Consider the following 17,253-nt stretch of genomic DNA (forward strand, 5'->3'; position numbering starts at 1 on the left):
TCGATCGCCATCTTCTTCATCAGGCTCGCGACATGGCAGCGGCCGATCGTGATGCCCTCCTGACGAAGAAAGTCGCGCATCATCCGGCTGCCTGCGAACGGAAACTCCAGATGCAGCGCGTCGATGCAACGCATGATCGCAAGATCTTCGGACGAAACCGGCCGCGGCAGATAATAGACACTACCCCGGCTGATCCCCAGTTCCTTCGCTTGGCGCTTCACGGGCAAGGTATGCGAGCGGTCGATCATCGCCTTGCGCTCGGCAACAGACCTGCCTTGCCGAGCGTGCCTTCCAAAAAATCATTGGCCAACGTCAGCTCGCCGATCTTGGCGTGAAGCGTCTTCACGTCGACGGCCGGTTCGTCAGATGCCTTCTCCGAGCCGAACACGCCCGCCGCCCCTTCGAGCAACTGCGTGCGCCACGTCGTGATCTGGTTGGGATGCAGATCATAGTCGTGCGCCAGCTCTGCCAGCGTCTTCTCACCCTTGATCGCGGCAAGCGCCACCTTCGCCTTGAATGCCGGGCTGTGGTTGCGCCGGGGTCGTCTGCTCATTCTCTGCTCCTGTCTCGCAGCCTTTCTGGCTGCCTTCAGGCAGAAAATCCAATTATCTCAGTGTGCAGATTCTCCAGGCCACCTCTATGCTGGCCTACTAGGCGGGATACCGCTTCTTTATTGAAGGTATGGCGGTTTTCGGTTGATCAAGGCGGTGCGAGCCGGCTCGATGGGAAAGGAAAAACAATTAACACGCTGCGCCAGAATGTCAGGAAAGTCCCAGACGGGGTCATTGCCTTGAGTTCGCGCAGCCGCTGAGCGAATGTTGTCTTTCCTTGGGAAGGCACGGCAAGTCGACCGCCCGAGGCGTCGCCGGGGAAGGTAGCTGGAGGCGGTCCCGGATCGCGATCAGGTACGCGTCAGTGGCCCGCATCGCCACCGCCGTAATCGGGCGCCTCGCTGTCGATCATGTGCTGCCAGTCGTCGTTCAGACCAAGATCGACAAGACTTCGCAGCATGGCCGGGGCTGATACCACGGCAGCATTCGACTGGCGGCAGAACCAGACTTGGCGGCATCTCCAAGCAGGGCGATCGATACCTACGCCGATTGCCAGCCGGTGGGGCCACCACAGTCATGCGCCATGTCAAGGATAAGCCCACGCCGATGGCGAACTGGATCAGGAAGCTTTCCGAGAAAAAGCTCTTCCGGCTCGTCTCGGTAGCCCTTGCCAAGGAGGCGGCCACATATGAATCAATTTCGCAGGGCTGGAAATTCCTCTTGTCAACGCGACCTGGCGTGCGGAGGGCGGTTTGCTCATCACCGTCTTTGATTAACTGGATTTACTGATGGGAGCTTTCGTCCCCGGGGCCGTCGTTATGGTGAAGCGAGTGGGGAGGAGAGGCGGGTGCCTTCGCCTCTTCCTCCCGAGGCATTGTCAGAAGCGGTAGCCGACTGTTGCCATGACATTGCGCGGTGCGCCCACGAAGCAGTCGCCGCGCGCGAGGCACGAGGCATAGAACGTCTTGTTAAGCAGGTTTGTCGCGTTGAGGGCAAAGCGCCAGTTGCGCCAGTCGATCTCGGCCATGGCGTCGACGGTCGTGCGCGAGGGCGTCACCACGGTGTAGAGCGTTCCAGCCGGGATTTCCGGGTTGAGCCCATAGGGATCGAGGGGCCCCGTGGAGCGGCTCTTCCCGGTGTAGACGACGCCGGCTCCCAGCTTCAGGGCGGCTTCGTCATCGACCTTGAACGTCTTTGTCGACCACGCCGACGCGGTGTGGCGGGGCATGTAGTTGAGGCTGCTATTTGTCTCGGAATCCAGTTCGTTATAGCCGTAATTTACGAGGAGTTCGAAATTTCCCGGCAGGGTGTGACTGGCTTCGAACTCGACGCCCTTCGTGGTCAGTTCGCCCGACTGGCTGGTTGCGCCGTTGGCGAGGTAAAGGACGCGGTTGCGCTCCTTGATATGGAAAGCGGTGACGGTAACGAGAGTACCGGGCACGGGCTGCCACTTGAGACCGGCTTCGAACTGGCGACCGGTCTGCGGTGCGTAGGGATCGCCGTAGGTGCCATCTGCATTGTTGATGCGCCCTGCGACCGGCAGGAAGCTCTCTGTGTAGCTGAAGAAAGGCGAGATACCGCCCGCGAGTTCACCGATAAGGCCCGCGCGGAAGGTCGTCGCGTGGTCGGTGTTGCCGTTTGAGGAGGTTACCCGGTCACGCCGTGCGCCGATGACGGCCGAGACGCGGTCGAAGAAGCGGATCTGGTCCTGCACATAGATACCCAGCTGTTTCTGGCTGGTGTCGGAGAAGGAGCCGGTGGCCTCGACCTCGCGCATGGCCTCGTAGTCGATGTCGTATAGGTCGATCATTTCGCTTTCATAGACATCGATACGTCCGACCTTGTTCCAGCTGTAGTCGACCCCGACGAGGAGCTGGTGCTCGATATTGGCACCCGTGCTGAAATCGAAGCGCAGGTTGTTGTCCGTCGAGAAGACGTTCATGCGCGCCTTGCTGGCACCGATCGAAACCCCGATCGTGTGCCCGTCGTTGCCGTAGGGAAGAAACGGATTGGTGGGGTTGGTGTAGCTGTCGGCGTAGCGCGAGTAGTAGGTGAGGTCGCTGTCTATGTAGCGCGCCTTCAGGCTCAGCTGCACCGTGTCCGAGAAGCGGTGGGTGAGGGCGCCGCCGCCCTGGAGCGAACGACCGTCGTAGCGGTCCCACCCAGGTTTGCCGATGAAGGTGAAGGGATCGAGGCGGTTGGCGGTGCTTTCCTGATCCGCGCCCATGGTGACCGCGATCGGCAGGAACTGCGAGGTCGAGCCGGTATCGTCCTCCTGATAGAGACCGTGGAGGACGATGTCAGTGTCAGGCGTCGGCTGCCACCGGATCGAGGGTGCGAACATGACCCGGTCGTCAGGTACGTGGTCGACATAGGTGTCGGCATCGCGCACGCGGCCTACGCCGCGAATAGCGAGGTTGTCGGCCAGCTGCAGATTGAGGTCGGCCATGGCCTCCTTGCGGTCGTAGCTGCCGTAGACGAGGCTGGCTTCACCCTGCGTGCGGAACTCGGGCGTCTTGGAGACAAGGTTGACGAGACCGCCGATCGAGCCTTGTCCGAACAGCACCGAGGCGGGGCCGCGCACGATTTCCACGCGCGAGAAGTTGTACGGGTCGGAGGTGATGCTCGCGTAGTAGCTGAAGATGTCGCGCATGCCGTCGCGGAACTGGAGGGCGTTGAGGCCGCGGATGGTGAAGCCATCGACGCGGGTGTCGCGCCCGTAGGGATTGGCGAGCACGCCTGCAGCGTACTTCACCGTGTCACTGATGTTGATCGCGCCCTGTTCGACGTAACGCTCCGAAGGAATGACGGTCAGCGGTTGGGGAACCTCGACCAGCGGAGTCTCGGTCTTCGTGCCCGCGACGCCAGCTGTCACGATGATGCTATCCTCGTTCGCGGGGGTGTCCGCGGCGGCGTCCTCGGCCATGGCAAGCGACGGCTGGAGAATGGCGAAATGCGCAGCGCCGCACATGGCGAGCGACCGGACGAGTTTCATGCTAGGCCCTTTTGCAAATTGATCTCAATAAGCTGGCGCACTAACGTGATTGATAATTAGTTGCAATAATAAAGGAGCCAGGGGCCGAGACGGCATGTGGATGGGTCCGGGAAGGGCACACATATTGGGGGAAGGGTTCGCGCTCTGGGCGCGCGGAGCTTGTGAAAGGTCCGGATTTCACCGCTGTCCCGAAGTATTCGGGAGGTACGGCCGCCTACGAATCGGCAAGGAACATTAACGCGGTGAGCACCTGGGAGCGCCGGACAGAAGCTGCCTGGCGCTCCCAGGTGCTCAGGATTGCGGGAGGGCATCGTCCTTCGCGAAACGCTCCTTGAACAGGTCGAAGGGCTCATTCGCGGGGTTGGCTTCGCGGAACTTGCGGCGGCCTTCGTCCTTCAGGTAGTCTGCGTAGAGCATGGTGGTCGTGCCCACGCGGCGGATCGAGAGCACGGTGTCCATCTGCTCCATGAACACACCCAGCTTCTCGATCGGGGCGCAGGCCAGGACCTGCAGATTAAACTCGCGCAGCAGCGCCAGGCAGCTGTTGACGTTGCCGCCGTCGAGCGCGTTGAAGGCCTCGTCGAAGAGGATGATGCCAAAGCCCAGCCGGTCGCGGTTGTCCTCGGCGCCATGGCACACGTTGGCCATCGCGCAGGCCATGGCGATGTAGAAGGGCACCTGCTTCTCGCCGCCCGAGCCGCTGCCCTGACGCTTGGCGTAGTCCGAGGTGACCCGCTCACCGTCGAGCGTGGTGGTGAGTAGCTCGAACTGCAGGTAATTGCGGTAGTCGCTGATCTGCTCGACGTTCTCGCCCTCGTCGATCATGCGCTTGATGCGCTCGACGCCCTTCATCAGGCTCGGCTCGATCTCGCTCGCGCCCTCGTCGAAGAGGGTGCTGACATCGATGCTGTTGAGCTGGACGAGGCGGGCGATCTCGACGATCTCAGCGAAGAAGCGGTCGGGCTTCACCTCGAAACGGTAGAGTTCGCCGTGGAAGGGGCGCATCTGCAGGCTGCGGTTGATGTTACGGATCTGCCGCTTGGCGCCTTCGAGACGGTCATGCAGTTTTACCAGCATGTCGGTCTTCAAGGAGGTCTCAATGGAGGCGCGGGCCTCTTCGGCCTGTTCGCGGTATTCGCCCAGCGTATTGGTGATGATCGCGCCGAGCTGCTTTTCCAGCCAGGCAAGCTGGACCTCGTGGGGAGCCTCCTTGTCGAACTGCTCGACGATGCCCGCATCGTGGGCGTAGGCATAGGCCTTCTGCGGGGCCTGACCAAGGAGTTGGGTGACGCGGGCGCGGGCCCGCGCAGCCTGTTCCTGCGCGGCGTTGCGCACGGCAGGAACGACCTTGCGGTGCTCCTCCATGAGGTAGGCGAAATCGCGCAGGGCATCTTCGCGGGCGAGTTCGGCCAGCGTGTCGCGCTCCGCAAACGAGGCCTCCGCCTTGGCGAATTCCTCCTGCGCGACGGCCAGCTTTTCGCTGGCGCTGCCGACGTGGTGGCCTGTCACGCGCTGGTTGCGCTCGTCTTCCTCCAGTTCTTCCTCATAGGCGGCCAGGTCAACCTTGAGCGCCTCGAGGCGCTCGCGGATCTCGACCGGTCGTTCGCCTTCGAGGGTGCGGATGTTGTCCTGGATCTGGGCGACGCCTTCCCCTGCATCCTGCCGCGCGCGTTCGAGGTCGGCCAGGCTGCGCCCTGCGGCAATCTCTAGGAAGCGCTGGATATCGGCGATGAGGTCCTTGAGGCGGTTGGCCTGCGTGCTGGTCTGCTCGAGCGTACGTTCCTGTTCGGCGACGCGCTCTTCCAGCATCGGCAGGTTCTTGCGGCTGGCTTCCTTGCCCAGGCGATGGACCTGCGCGGGCCGGCGATTCTCGATCGAGCCGCCCGAGGAGTAGAGGCAGTCCTCGGTGACGGCGCGGTCATACTGGAGCAGTTCACGTTCGGTTTCGACACGGCGCACAGTGTTGAGGCGGCGGTTGACGAAGGCGCGGGCGTGGATGTCATCGGTGGCGATAATCGCGGCCAGGCTCGTCGCGTCGGGCTCCTTCCAGTCGCCACGCGTCTTGGTGGTGTTGACGATCTGGGTGCCGGGAAAGTCGCGGCGGCGTTTGCGCAGCAGACCGATGGCCTGTTGCGCGTCAGCCGGATCGACGACCAGCGCGTCGCGTGCGGCGCCCAGCAGGGTCTCGGCGGCCTCCACCCAACGCTCATCGATGACTTCGACAAGTTCGCAGATGGGGCGGGCGGTGATGCCGTTTTCGTCGAGGTAGTCGATGAGGCGCGCGGTCGGCCCTTCGATCAGTGCGCCGCCGCGCTCCAGGCCTTGGAGTTGCTCGCGGTTCTCGCGCAGCTGCTGGCGCAGGCTGGCAAGGCTGGCCAGGTGCGCTTCGCGCGCGTCCTGCGCGCTCGTCACGTAGCGTTCGAGCGGGGGCAGGAGCTGGGCGACGATCTGGTCGATGTCGCGCGCCGACAGCGCCGCGCCATCGGCGATGCGGGCCTTGAGCGCTTCGAGCGCTTCGCTGGCGTGGCGGTATTCCTCGCCCGCATAGGTACGCACGATCCGGTCGGCGAGCCCGGCGACCGCGCCGATGGCGGCGAAGTAGGCCTGGTACTGGCCGTCCGCCTCGGTGAAGGCGCGCTCGGCGATAGGCAGGTTGAGATCGCGGAATTCGCGGATTGCCTGTTCGCGGGTGTCGTTGTCGAGCGCGCGCGAGATGTCGCGGATTTCCTCGCGCAGGCGTCCCACCGTTTCACGGGTGCGCACGACGCGGCGGTCGATGAGGTCCTGTTCGGCAAGCTTGGCCTCGTGCTGGCCGGTGACGACGCGCAGGTGCTCTTCGAGGCGGTCGCGCTCGGCCTTGCTGGCAATCCAGCGCATACGGGTGTCCTCGGAGACCTTCTCGTCCAGTTCCCGGTAGGCCGCGATGGCCTCGGTGACCTGTTTCTTCTGGATTTCGAGGTCGTCGATTTTCTTGAGCAGGCCGCGCCAGGTGGCGACCGACTTGCGCAGGCCATCGACATCGAGCCCGGCCGGATCGAGCAGGAATTCGCGTACGAACTCGGTCGCGGACTTCATCTCGCGGATGCGCAGGCCGTTGCGCAGGGCCTTGAGGAACTTCTCCGGGTCGGCATGGTGGCCTTTGCCGCCCAGCACCGAGAGCACGCGGCGGGTGAAGTGGGTGGGGCGGTGCCCGAAATTCTCAAAGCCTTCCTGCGTGCGCAGGCGTGTGACGAGGTCGGCATAAGGCAGGACGTAGGAGGCGCCGTCCTCGCTCTCTTCGATGAAGTCGGCGTCGCGCAGCGACTGGCCTTGCGCGATGAAGGCGCCGAGCACGGTTTCGGACTGCTCGCCCTCGACCGCGCTCATGGCGATGCCCACGGTCCAGCAGTAGCCGTCCGTCTCGCGCTCGAACACGAGGCTGACGTAGCTGAGGCAATTGGAGCGCAGCGTCTCGCCCGCAACGCGGCCCAGGCAGTAGTCGAAGACCGATCGGTTCTCGCCCACCTTGCGGGTCTGGCCGGCGGTGACGTTGGCGCTGGCGTTGAGCTGGAAGTAGTTGCGGTTGTTCCCGGTGAGCACGACCTGGATCGCATCGAGGATCGAGGACTTGCCCGCGCCGTTGGGCCCGATCAGCGAAGTGCTGCCGCGCAGGTCCACCGAAAGGCGCTCGAAGGTGTACCAATTGATGAGGTTGATGCGACTGAGCGTGATCACGAGGTGGTCTCCTGCGAGGTGTCGTCCCCGTCTTCGGATTGGGTGGCGTCGGTTTCCGGAGCGGCGTCGGGCGCCTGTGCCTCGGCGTCCTTGTGCGCGGCGACGTCCGCGGCGTCGACCTCAGGTTCGGGCTCGTCCTGCGCGGCCTCGGCCTCGAGGCGGGCGCGGGTGGCTTCGATCCATTCCTCGATGCGGGTCTGCCAGGCATCGCCGGTCACGCTGCGGATCGAGGGGCGGATGGTGATGGCGATGCCGTTTTCCTGCGGGATCTCGTCGCCCAGGTCGATGAAACGGCGGCGGCGGAAGCTGTCGAGGATCCGGCGCACGCGCGACCACGGCGGACGGGTGCGCGCAACCCACTGGTCGTAGCGCTCCATGACCTCCATCGAGGTCGTCTCGACGTGGCCGAACTCTTCCTGGTTCATGGTGAGGACACCGTTTTCGAACGTGGCGCGCAGGGCCAGCAGCAGGATCGTCTCGTCGAGTGAAAGGATCGTTCGGGTCAGGCTCTCCTGCGGGCGCAGCTCCACCATCATCTCGTCCGGGCGGACCACCAGATCACGGCCCAGCGCGTCGAAGAGCCCTGCGAAGTAGACCCGGTGGCGCACGAGGAGGTCGTAGGTCCCGGCCGCGTTGTGGTCGTCGCGGAACAGGCACTGCTGGTAGAGCAGGCGGTCGGCCGCGCGCACCATCATCTCCTTGGAGAGGTCTCGGTTCTGAGGATGCTCAAGCAGCTCTTCAAGATCGTACAGCGTGGGGCCGTTCATTGCTCGTTGCTCGCGGGTTCGGGGGAAAGACGTTCGATGCGAAAGGCGGTGAAGGCGGACCAGTCGGTCTCAACCACGCGGCCCGGATCATGGACCACGCGAAACCGGCGCGAGAGGTCCCTGCTCGCGTACATGTCGAGCTGGCGCGCGCCTTGCAGCAACAGCGCTTCCTCCGGGGTTTCGATGCCGAAGGCTTCGGCATCGAGCGCGTCGCGCTTGCCGAGGTTGCGCTCGACGTAGTCGGCAATCTTCTGCGGCGTCACCGCAAGGCGCAGGAGGTAGGCCTTCTGCGAATGGTCGTAGGCCACCATCGCGGGATCGATACTGGAGGTGCGTACGGGGCTGGGCGGGGCGACGATACGGCGCGGGGTCGGCGCCGCAAGGCTGTCCGGGCCCCAGTGGCGCACAGGATCGGTCAGTTCGGACGGAACCTCGACGGCATCGTCCCATTCGAGCGGCAGGGCCGAGGCATCGCGCAGAAGGTGCGTGACACGCAGCAGGCTCGAGCCGTCGATCTCGTTCATGTAGCTGACGGTTCGCGCGATACGCTGTTCGAGGCGGCTGCGGAAGGCGTCGATATCGTCGAGGCGCTCCTCGGCGGCATCGAAGATGCGCTTCACCTGGTCGAGGTGCTGACGCACGCGCGAGGTCGCGGTCTCCGGGTTGGTCGCCAAGCCTTGCGCCTGATACCCCTGCGCAAAGGCGGCCACAACCTCGGCGTCGTGCTCGTAGTCCGAGATCATCTGGATGATCCGGTTGCGGTGGCGGAAGGGGTTGTTGGTGGTCTTGATGACCCGGTAGTCAGCGATCAGCACGTCCTCGACGAAGTCGAAGAAGCGAGCGAGGATCTGAGTGGGCTGCGGATCGGCGACGATGCGCTGCTCATGGGCGCGCAGGTTGCCGATGATGGCGGAAAGGTGCTGCTGGAAACGCCGCGCGCGCAGCGCCGCATCGGCGAGCGAGGAGGCCTTGTCGAAGGGATCATCGCCAAGCCGCTCGATCACGCTTTCGAGCGCGGCGATGGTGCCGCCGAAATGGACCGCCTCGCCTTCCTCGATGGCGCTCAGCGTTTCGAGCAGCATCGAAACCGACGCGTCGAGATCGACCATTTCGACATAGCCGCGCGAATGCTCGACCAGCCATCCGGCCTGGCGCAGCTTGAGGTAGACCTTGAGCGGGTTCTGGCTGGCGTCCGCATTCGCCGCGTCGGAGGCGAAGTCGTCGGCGATGTCGGAGAGGCGGTCAATCTGCGTCGCGATGAAGGCGACGAGGTCGTCCTTGCGCACGGGGTTCGTGTAGTGCTCGCCGAAGAAGGCCCGGTAGACCCACAGAATCAGCCGCGCGTAGTCGCGCCGGGCGGGGGAGGCGAGAACGGCAAAGAGGCTGGGAGGCAAATGCCCGAACAGGGCATCGCGCGTGCCTTTCTCCCGATGTTCGTTGCTCTCGGTCTGCATCTAAGTCCCATCTGGGCGCCCGCTCCGGGATGGAAAGGACGCCGGTGTGAAGGGGCAGGGGCATAAGTGGCATGCTGCGGCGCTGCAACCGTGCGCGCCAGCTTGTGAACATCCCTGAGCAGCGGCGCGCCGACGCCCGATGTCCATGTCAGGCGGCGAGAGCCGTTATCGCGGCGCGCAGGTCCGCGATAACGGCGCCGCGATCCTGCAAAAGGGCCAGGAGCTGGAGCCCGTCGGCCAGTGCCATGAGGTGGCGCACGCTCTGCTCGGGATCTAGATCGGCCCGCAGATCGCAGCGAGCCTGCCTTTCCGTCATGGCCTTGGCCAAGATCGCGCTGAACGCGGTTCACGCGCCGGTTTAAGAAGGCGTGTGCGCTGTGCGCCGGATCCACCGCTTCGGCGGCTAAGGCCAGGAACAGGCGGGCCATACCAGGGATGCCGACATTTCGGCCCACGGCCGTCACGAAAAGCTCCAGGCTGGGCAGAGCCGCGCGCGCGACGGTTTCACGCAACGCCGGGATCGAATCGCTGTCCCACAGCTCGACCAGGCTTTGCAGCGGATCCTCGCGGTTGGCGAAATAGTAGAGGATGAGGGCGGGCACTATGCCCAATGCCTCGCCGATGTCGCGCAGTGACTGCCGTGTGTACCCCTCACGCGTCATGAGGTCGATCACGCCGCGCAGGATCGCCTCGGGCTTGGCGGTGCCCTTGGCGTAGCCACGGCGCCGGGGCGGGCGGGCAGCATGGCCATCGGAGCTATGGTGCGGGCCATTCCCGGCCGTCTGCTCGCCAGGGAACCTGCCGATATGCGCCACTTCCTCTCTGACCGCAGTCTACCGCTTGGCGTGCAGCTCTATACCGTTGATGCGATGGCGCGTGAGGACATCCGGGGAACCTTGCAGAAGCTCTCCGAAATCGGTTTCCGCTCGCTCGAGCTCGCGGGCCTGCACGGCCGTACCCCGCAAGACCTACGCGCGTCGGCGGATGAGGCAGGCATTGCCATCACCAGCATCCATCTAGGGAATGTACTGATCGGTCGAACCGAGGCCGACACTGAAAAGCTCGTCGAGGATCTCGGCGTTCTTGGCGTTCGCGACGTTGTCCTGCCCATGTTCATCTTCCCTCGTGATGTGATCCGGGACGAGGATGAGCCCTTTGGCGACTACCTCTACCGTGCCGTGCACAGCCAGGGTGCGGACGTGTGGGAGCGCACCGCCGATCTCCTCAACGAGCGCGCGGCGTCGCTGGCACGGCACGGGGTGAAGCTCGCTTACCACAATCACAATGTCGAATTCGGCTCGGTCGACGACACCGGCCAGACCGGCTGGGAGGTCCTGATGGAGCGCACTGATCCCGAACTCGTCGGGCTCGAGATCGACTTTGGCTGGGTCGCGGCGGCGGGGATTGACCCGGTCGAATTCGTCACCCGTTACGCGGGCCGGGTGCGCCAGGTTCACGTAAAGGACGTCCACGCCACCACGAAACCCAACTTCGCGTTTCTCCAGGACCCGGCCGAAGTGGGGGCCGGCAGTCTTGACTGGGCGCGTCTCCTGCCTGTGGCCCACGCGGCAGGCGTGCGCCAGTTCTATGTAGAACAGGAGCCTCCGTTCACCACCGACCGCCTCACCTCGCTGGCCAAGAGTGCGGCTTACCTTGGCGCAGCGCCTGCAATGTAACCGTCCAGAAGACCCGCCTACCATGCCAGACCCGACCCGTGGCCTGATCCGGGCCGCCGTCCTTCCAATCACCGTCGCCGCGCAGGACCCCTCCTCCATGCATCCAGACTATATGCGCGCGCCGTTTTCGGCGAAGAGGGTGCTCGACTGGGGTACGCGGCCGGACCGGTCTCCCGACGGTACGAAAATCGCCCGCACCGAGGCGAAAGCCGCAATGCGCCCGGCATGACCTCGATCCCGCGACAGGCAAGGTTCGCTGCCTGACCTGCCATCTTGGCGGGCAGAAGGACGCGGCTTCGAGAAGGGCGACGTGCTCGACGACGAGATGGTTAAGCTGGACACGGAAACCGGCGTCATCACAGCTCTTTACACCAGCCCCGCGCACACCGAGAGGCACCTGTTCCCCGACGATCGTTACAGCCTCAAGGCATCCAACCGCACCTCGGACCGCGAAGAAAAGTGGCGCGGTCTTAGCAGCCTCCCGGCGCGGTTCATGCTGTTCATGTTCACGCGCATCGGGCTCGACCTGCCGAGCCCGGAGAAGCTGGAGGACTATGCGCCCCATGGCGCGAAAGTCGGCGTCGATCCTCGTGCGAGCGCTGAGCTCGCCGGGCAGGGCGGCCTCTACATCGGGCAGTGGGGCATGCAGGCGGCCTGCTTCTCGCCAACTGCGGCACGGTGAAGAAGGCCCCATTTCCTAAACTTGGTCAGCCGGTCAACTAAACACGGGAACCGGCGCGAAGGCTCACGCGTAGATTTAGGCACGTAGCTGGGGTGGGGGCCTTGAATGACTGAGCAAAGGAGCCTCTTCATGTTCACATCCCCCCGCATGACCGCATTGGCCCTGCTGGCCGTAAGCCTTTCGCCGCTCGCAGCGACGGGCGCGCTGGCTGAGCATCACGATGGAAAGGTGAGCGCCGCTGTCATTGACACCTCAGGGGCCAATGTGGGCCAGGTCGACCTTGAACAGACCCCGGCGGGCGTCCTCATCAAGGCGGACGTGACCGGCCTTACCCCCGGTGCGCACGGCTTTCACATCCATGAGACCGGCACCTGCGATCCGGCGGACGGCTTTAAGAGTGCAGGCGGCCATTTCGCGCCGGGGGCCAATAGTCACGGCCTGATGGTCGAGGGAGGCCCCCACGGCGGCGACATGCCCAATCAGACCGTGGGCGCAGACGGGCATCTCCAGACCCAGGTGCTCAACACCGGCGTGACCCTGATGGCGGGTGAAACCTCGATCCATGATGGCGACGGTTCGGCGCTCGTCATCCACGAGGGTGCGGATGACTACACCAGCCAGCCTTCGGGCGCGGCGGGCAGCCGCGTTGCCTGCGCGGTCCTCAGCGCGCCGAAGTAACGGCGAATTGGCTGGGCGAGGTCAGTCCCCCGCTGCGGGTGGTAGTTCGCTTCCCTCTTCGGAGATGTTCGGGCTCGCTTTCTGATCTGTCCAGCCCCCGCCCAACGCCAGAAACAGGTTGATCTGCGCCTGCGCGACTGCGTCGTTGGCCTCGCGCTCGGCGTCACGCGCGGCAATCAGTGAGGCTTTGCTAGTCAGGTCGTCGCGAAGCCCGGTCTTGCCCGCACCGAAAAGGCGCTTGCTCTGCGCGTCGAGTGTTCTGGCATTCTCCAGCGCCTCTTCCAGATCGACCGCACGATTGTGCGCCTCGCGGTAGGAGGAGAGCGCGGTTTCGGACTCACGCAGAGCGCCAAGGACGGCACTGTCGAAGTCGGCAAGCGCCTTGTCCGCGCCGGCCTTGGCCAATGTTACTCGCGCGTGCTGCTGTCGAGTGGGGAACACCCAGCTCATCATCGAGCCAATCGACCAGTGGCCCGCCATCGCTTTACCCACGTCGGCGAGGAGACCAAAGGTGCCTCCGCCGCCACCGATCGCGATGTGCGGATAGAGGTCGGCCTCGGCGACCCCAATCCCGGCCATGGCCGAGGCGAGCGTGCGTTCAGCCGCGCGCACGTCCGGGCGGCGCGCCAGCAGCGAGGCGCCGTCGCCGATTGGGAGCGGTCGGTCGAGCTTGGGCAGGGCTATGCAGCTTTCCACCTCGCGCGGGTATCCGGCCGGGGTTTTTCCGATGAGATAGGCGAGGCGATAGAGCCCGGCGCGCACGCGAGCGCGGTGCTCGGGAAGCTGCGAGCGGGCTTGCGCGAGTATCTGCTCGGCGCGGGTGACCTCGGGGGGGCCGATCTTGCCGGCGGCGTAAAGCCGTTTGAGGACATCGAGCATGTGCTCGCGTGTCTCGACGGCCTCTTGCGCCAGTTCCACGGCCTCGTTCTCACCGCACACCTCGACATAGGCGTGCGCGACTTCGGCCGCGACAGTGATCTGCACTGCTTCGAGCAGGGCTTCGGTGGCCTCGTGCTCGGTCTCGGCCTGCTCGACCCGGCGGCGGATCTGGCCAAAGAGGTCAAGCTGGTAGGAGACGTTGGCCTCGCCGATGCCCAGGTTGTTCATCGGGATCGTCTCGAAGCGCAGGAAGCTCTCGCCCGAAAGGCGCGCGCGCTGGACCTCGGCATCGAGCGCGACCTGGGGATCATGCAGGCCCTTGGTGGCGCGCACCATCGCGGCCGAACGCGCGAGGTTGGCGCCGGCTGAACGCAGTTCGGTGTTGGCAGCGAGCGCTTGCTCTTCCAGCGCGTCGAGGACAGGATCGTCGTAGAGCGACCACCAGCGCGGCGGCAGTTCATCCGTTACGGTCAGCGCGCCCGAGGTGAGCGGCGCCTTGGCCTCGGGCCGCGCGATGGCGGCGTTCTCGGGCAGGTGGTAATCGGGCCCCACGGTGCAAGCGGCCAGCGCGGTGATGTTGGCGAGAGCGCCTAGTGCGCGAAAGTGCAGGCGTTTCACTGCTTGTCGTCCAGTTCAAGACTGACCGATACCGTGCGGCCCGAGATCAGCGCAAGGTCCTTGGGCGCATCGTCGATGTGGATGCGCACCGGGATGCGCTGGGGCAGGCGCACCCAGCTGAAGGAGGGATTGATCGCGGGCAGGAGGTCCTCGCTGTCGGTGCGGTCATGGTCCTTGATGCCCGCCGCGATTGAAAAGACGTGCCCGTGCATAGGCTTGTCGGTGCCCATGGGCCGGATCAGCGCCTTCTGACCCCGGTGGATATGGGAAAGCTTGGTCTCCTCGAAATACCCTTCGACGCGCAAGGTGGAAGTGTCGACGAGCGCGAGTACCGGATCCCCCGCGCGGACGTAATTGCCCACGCGCAGGGCAAAGTCCGACATGTAGCCGCTCACCGGCGCGACCACGCGAGTGCGCTTGAGGTTCAGTTCGGCGAGATCCAGCGCGTTGCGCGCGGCAGCGAGGCGGGCAGCGGCCTGCGCGATCGCGGCACGGGCCTGCGCGGCGCGCGCGGTTAGTTCGCGGGCGCGAGTCTGGGTCTGCTCGGTCGTCTCGCTGGGGAGGAGGTCGGACAGGCTGGTGTCGCGCTTTTCCTCGCGGCGCGCTTCGGCCAGGCTCGCCTCGACACTTTGCGCGGCGGAGTGGGCCGCGTTGAGGTCGGCCTCGACCTGGCGCACCGCGACTTTGGCCTCGGTCACGGCCAGAGTGTAGCGGGCCGGGTCGATCTCGAAGAGAATGTCGCCGCGCTTCACCGGATCGTCGTGGTCGAAATAGACCTTCGTGACGAGCCCGCCAACGTCAGGGGCGATCTGCACGATGTCGGCCCGAATGCGCCCGTCGCGGGTCCAGGGATCGTCCTGGTAGTAACGGAACAGCGAAATGCCCGCCCAGATCGAGACAAGTACGAGCGAACCCGTGATGGCCGTGGAAATGACCTTGCGGCGACGTTCGGTTGATGACGGGCTCATGGGTGGGATCCGGCGAACTGCGTGGGAAGGACAAGGACCAGGGCGGCCCAGACGATGACGAAGAGAGCGGTGTCGAAAAGCACTGCGTGCCAGATCCAGCGGTAGAGGCGCAGCGCGGAGAGCAGGCGGTGCAAGAGGAAAGTGAGGACGAGCGCGATGCAGGCCTCGACCGGGGCGGCGGCAACGTAAATAACGCCCAGCAGATAGTCCGGCGTCACGTCAGGGCATCCCTTCGATAATCGGCAGCTTCAGGGAAGAGGTTGCGGCGAAGAGCGACCAGCGCGCCCAGGCCATCGGTGCGGTCGGGAAGGGCATCTTGGCGATGCGCGACCGGCGGCCCCTTGGCGAGCATCAGGCGCATGGCGGCATCGATCCGACCAAGCAGGCGTGGGGGCGTTGGGCGCGCGGGCTCCTGGTAGGTCCGCGCTACGTCGCGTAGCACCCGCGCAAGGGCGAGCGAGAGCTGGCGCTCGGCGCTCACTCGCACCTGCTGGATGGTCACGATGTTTTCGGCGATGCGTACCTCGCGCAAGGTCGCGGTGGCTTCGTCGGTGGCATCGTCCAGCCGCTCGGTGATGAGCGCCATGCGGTCGGTGGTGCGGCCAAGGGCGGCCATCGGGTTGGGCGCGACGCGAGCCGAGGCGAGGCTGACCAGATCGCGGTGAAGATTGTGGCGCAGGCGCCGCACGATCCGGTCTACGCCCGCCGAACGCAGCCCCGCCGTCGCGATCGCGGCGACGAGCACGCCCAGCACCTGCCCGGCATTGCCGTTGAGGAAGCGCGCAAAGTCGGCGTGGTAGCTTTCCTGCAGCGCCAGCGCATTGGCAAAGCCCAGCATGAACGCGCCGCCCATCAGTCCATAGCGCGGGTGGGGGATGATCCAGGCCGCTGCGAACAGTACCGGAAAGAGCAGGATCGCGAGCGGAATGAACCCGTCGACTGGCGGCATCAGCGCGAAAAGGTAGAAGGCAGCCGGGATCAGCGAGACGATGATTGCACCACCAAAGCTCAGGATCATCTTCACCGGGTTGTCGAGAGCCCCAAAGAGGCAGCAGAAGATGCCCGCCATCATCGCCGAAACCCCGCCGTCGGCCCACCCCGTGCCAATCCAGATCGCACAACAGATGAGGATCGAGATTGCCGCGGCGAGCCCGGCCAGCATGGCAAAGCCCCAGTCGGCATGCAGCGCGATAACCGCACGATTCTCCAGCTTGTCGATTGGCTTGGGTTTTCGGCGGTCTTCGACGTGGGCAAGTATCGCTTCGCATTCGTCAAGGAGCTTCGCGGTCTGGCCTTCGCGCAGGGCATGGCTGTGGCGCAGGAGGTCGCGCCATTCCGGGCTCGCGTCGGGCCGGGTAGCAAGCTCGTCAAGCGCGCGTTGGCGATCCGCGAGGCCGGAAAGCGCGGGCAGCAGAAGCAGGATACGGCGCAGCATCGCCTGGACCGAACTGCTGGCGTCGCGCCAGTGCGAGGTGTCGAAGGGGATGTGGGTGGCCATGATGACGCAGTCCATCGCGTCCTTGGCCAGCCTGCGGCGCCCTTTGTGCGGGTCTCCATATCCGTCCGAGGAGAGGATCTCGGCGCGCCAGCTGCGGGCATCGCGGCACCAGACCGAGAGTTTGAGGCCCATCGTCTTACCCACCGACTGGGGCCAGAGCAGGCTGTGCGTGAGCGTGGCGCAGGTGATGCCGAGCACGATCTCGGTGACGCGGGCCGTCGCGATCTCAAACACGGCCTCAGGCTGGTCCACCGCCGGAAAACCGACGATAAGCGCGGTGTAGCCCATCAGCATCATCGTGTAGGCGCGCGGCGAACGGTCGAGCAGCGAGATCGCCAGCGTCCCCCCGACCCACAGCGCGAAGGCGAGGCACAGGAGCGGCGGCCAGTCGACAAGCGCGGGGACGAGCGCGACGGTCACGGTTGCGCCCACGAACGTGCCGAGCACGCGGTAGATCGCCTTGGAGCGTGTCGCGCCGGAAAGCGGGCTGGAGACGATGTAGGCGGTCGTGATGGCCCAGAACGGACGCTCCAGCCCGACCCACAGCGTGATCCACAGCGCCATCATCGCGGCCAGAGTGGTCTTCAGGGCAAAATAGCTAGCCTGCCAGCGGGGCGAGGTCATCGGGCGAGGTCCAACAGGGAGGCGACGGTGTCCGGCAGGAGCGATGGGGTGGTTCGGTCGGGCGGGCGTGCGAGGGTCAGGCGGGAATGCCCATCGCGATCAGATGAACGTGGGGGAGGGGGGATCAATCATCCGTCCGCGATGGGCGA

The 17,253-nt window shown here is 65.1% G+C and carries 12 protein-coding genes and 3 pseudogenes; 4 read left to right on the forward strand and 11 right to left on the reverse strand.

Annotated features, from left to right (window positions below; all coding sequences use genetic code 11):
- Window positions 1–553: pseudogene (locus FMM79_RS05080) on the reverse strand (IS3 family transposase); the annotation flags it as partial.
- A gap of 445 nt (window positions 554–998) precedes the next feature.
- Between FMM79_RS05080 and FMM79_RS21805 the strand changes: the two are divergent.
- A pseudogene (locus tag FMM79_RS21805) lies at window positions 999–1,340 on the forward strand (transposase); the annotation flags it as partial.
- A gap of 88 nt (window positions 1,341–1,428) precedes the next feature.
- Here FMM79_RS21805 and FMM79_RS05090 read toward each other — a convergent pair.
- The 6 genes and pseudogenes from FMM79_RS05090 to FMM79_RS22210 all read right to left on the reverse strand — a co-directional run.
- Window positions 1,429–3,546 carry a TonB-dependent siderophore receptor gene (locus tag FMM79_RS05090; protein ID WP_148626461.1) on the reverse strand — a complete coding sequence of 706 codons (2,118 nt, stop codon included), beginning with the start codon at window positions 3,544–3,546 and terminating at the stop codon, window positions 1,429–1,431.
- Between the two features lie 291 nt (window positions 3,547–3,837).
- Window positions 3,838–7,260 (reverse strand): SbcC/MukB-like Walker B domain-containing protein, encoded by a 3,423-nt coding sequence (locus FMM79_RS05095; RefSeq protein ID WP_148626462.1) that lies wholly within the window; start codon window positions 7,258–7,260, stop codon window positions 3,838–3,840.
- On the reverse strand, window positions 7,257–8,027 hold the full coding sequence (locus tag FMM79_RS05100) for a DUF4194 domain-containing protein (protein WP_148626463.1): 771 nt from the start codon (window positions 8,025–8,027) through the stop codon (window positions 7,257–7,259). The genes FMM79_RS05095 and FMM79_RS05100 overlap by 4 nt, the downstream gene beginning before the upstream one ends.
- The gene (locus FMM79_RS21810) at window positions 8,024–9,481 is read right to left on the reverse strand and encodes a Wadjet anti-phage system protein JetA family protein (protein WP_240338995.1); all 1,458 of its coding nucleotides are present in this window, start codon (window positions 9,479–9,481) and stop codon (window positions 8,024–8,026) included. Before FMM79_RS21810 ends, FMM79_RS05100 begins: the two co-directional genes overlap by 4 nt.
- A gap of 148 nt (window positions 9,482–9,629) precedes the next feature.
- Complete coding sequence (locus FMM79_RS21815; RefSeq protein WP_240338996.1) at window positions 9,630–9,797, reverse strand: hypothetical protein; 168 nt, start codon at window positions 9,795–9,797, stop codon at window positions 9,630–9,632.
- Window positions 9,798–10,053: 256 nt separating this feature from the next.
- Window positions 10,054–10,296: pseudogene (locus FMM79_RS22210) on the reverse strand (hypothetical protein); the annotation flags it as partial.
- On the opposite strand from FMM79_RS22210, the gene FMM79_RS05110 reads away from it, so the two are divergent.
- The 3 genes from FMM79_RS05110 to FMM79_RS05120 all read left to right on the forward strand — a co-directional run bounded on the left by FMM79_RS05110 (window position 10,225) and on the right by FMM79_RS05120 (window position 12,517).
- Entirely contained in the window at window positions 10,225–11,157 is a 933-nt protein-coding gene (locus tag FMM79_RS05110) for a sugar phosphate isomerase/epimerase (protein WP_148626465.1), read from the forward strand. The pseudogene FMM79_RS22210 and the gene FMM79_RS05110 sit on opposite strands and share 72 nt — an antisense overlap.
- A 310-nt stretch (window positions 11,158–11,467) precedes the next feature.
- The gene (locus FMM79_RS05115; protein ID WP_162528446.1) at window positions 11,468–11,839 is read left to right on the forward strand and encodes a hypothetical protein; all 372 of its coding nucleotides are present in this window, start codon (window positions 11,468–11,470) and stop codon (window positions 11,837–11,839) included.
- Window positions 11,840–11,968: 129 nt separating this feature from the next.
- The gene (locus FMM79_RS05120) at window positions 11,969–12,517 is read left to right on the forward strand and encodes a superoxide dismutase family protein (RefSeq protein ID WP_148626467.1); all 549 of its coding nucleotides are present in this window, start codon (window positions 11,969–11,971) and stop codon (window positions 12,515–12,517) included.
- 21 nt (window positions 12,518–12,538) lie between these two features.
- On the opposite strand, the gene FMM79_RS05125 is transcribed toward FMM79_RS05120, so the two are convergent.
- From FMM79_RS05125 to FMM79_RS05140, 4 genes are read right to left on the reverse strand one after another with little or no spacing between them, the layout of a single operon-like run.
- Window positions 12,539–14,014 carry an efflux transporter outer membrane subunit gene (locus FMM79_RS05125; protein WP_148626468.1) on the reverse strand — a complete coding sequence of 492 codons (1,476 nt, stop codon included), beginning with the start codon at window positions 14,012–14,014 and terminating at the stop codon, window positions 12,539–12,541.
- A complete protein-coding gene (locus FMM79_RS05130; protein ID WP_148626469.1) occupies window positions 14,011–14,982 on the reverse strand; it encodes an HlyD family secretion protein in 972 nt (323 codons plus the stop codon). Before FMM79_RS05130 ends, FMM79_RS05125 begins: the two co-directional genes overlap by 4 nt.
- Complete coding sequence (locus tag FMM79_RS05135; protein WP_148626470.1) at window positions 14,979–15,200, reverse strand: DUF1656 domain-containing protein; 222 nt, start codon at window positions 15,198–15,200, stop codon at window positions 14,979–14,981. Before FMM79_RS05135 ends, FMM79_RS05130 begins: the two co-directional genes overlap by 4 nt.
- On the reverse strand, window positions 15,197–17,104 hold the full coding sequence (locus FMM79_RS05140) for an FUSC family protein (protein WP_148626471.1): 1,908 nt from the start codon (window positions 17,102–17,104) through the stop codon (window positions 15,197–15,199). The genes FMM79_RS05135 and FMM79_RS05140 overlap by 4 nt, the downstream gene beginning before the upstream one ends.
- Window positions 17,105–17,253: the final 149 nt, after the last annotated feature.

The organism is Novosphingobium sp. BW1, assembly GCF_008107685.1.
In the GTDB taxonomy this organism is placed as follows: domain Bacteria; phylum Pseudomonadota; class Alphaproteobacteria; order Sphingomonadales; family Sphingomonadaceae; genus Novosphingobium.

Coding starts and splice junctions, on each gene's coding strand:
- FMM79_RS05090 (WP_148626461.1), bottom strand. CDS start 3,546: ATGAAACTCGTCCGGTCGCTCGCCATGTGCGGCGCTGCGCATTTCGCC.
- FMM79_RS05100 (WP_148626463.1), bottom strand. CDS start 8,027: ATGAACGGCCCCACGCTGTACGATCTTGAAGAGCTGCTTGAGCATCCT.
- FMM79_RS21810 (WP_240338995.1), bottom strand. CDS start 9,481: ATGCAGACCGAGAGCAACGAACATCGGGAGAAAGGCACGCGCGATGCC.
- FMM79_RS21815 (WP_240338996.1), bottom strand. CDS start 9,797: ATGACGGAAAGGCAGGCTCGCTGCGATCTGCGGGCCGATCTAGATCCC.
- FMM79_RS05110 (WP_148626465.1), top strand. CDS start 10,225: ATGGCCATCGGAGCTATGGTGCGGGCCATTCCCGGCCGTCTGCTCGCC.
- FMM79_RS05120 (WP_148626467.1), top strand. CDS start 11,969: ATGTTCACATCCCCCCGCATGACCGCATTGGCCCTGCTGGCCGTAAGC.
- FMM79_RS05130 (WP_148626469.1), bottom strand. CDS start 14,982: ATGAGCCCGTCATCAACCGAACGTCGCCGCAAGGTCATTTCCACGGCC.
- FMM79_RS05140 (WP_148626471.1), bottom strand. CDS start 17,104: ATGACCTCGCCCCGCTGGCAGGCTAGCTATTTTGCCCTGAAGACCACT.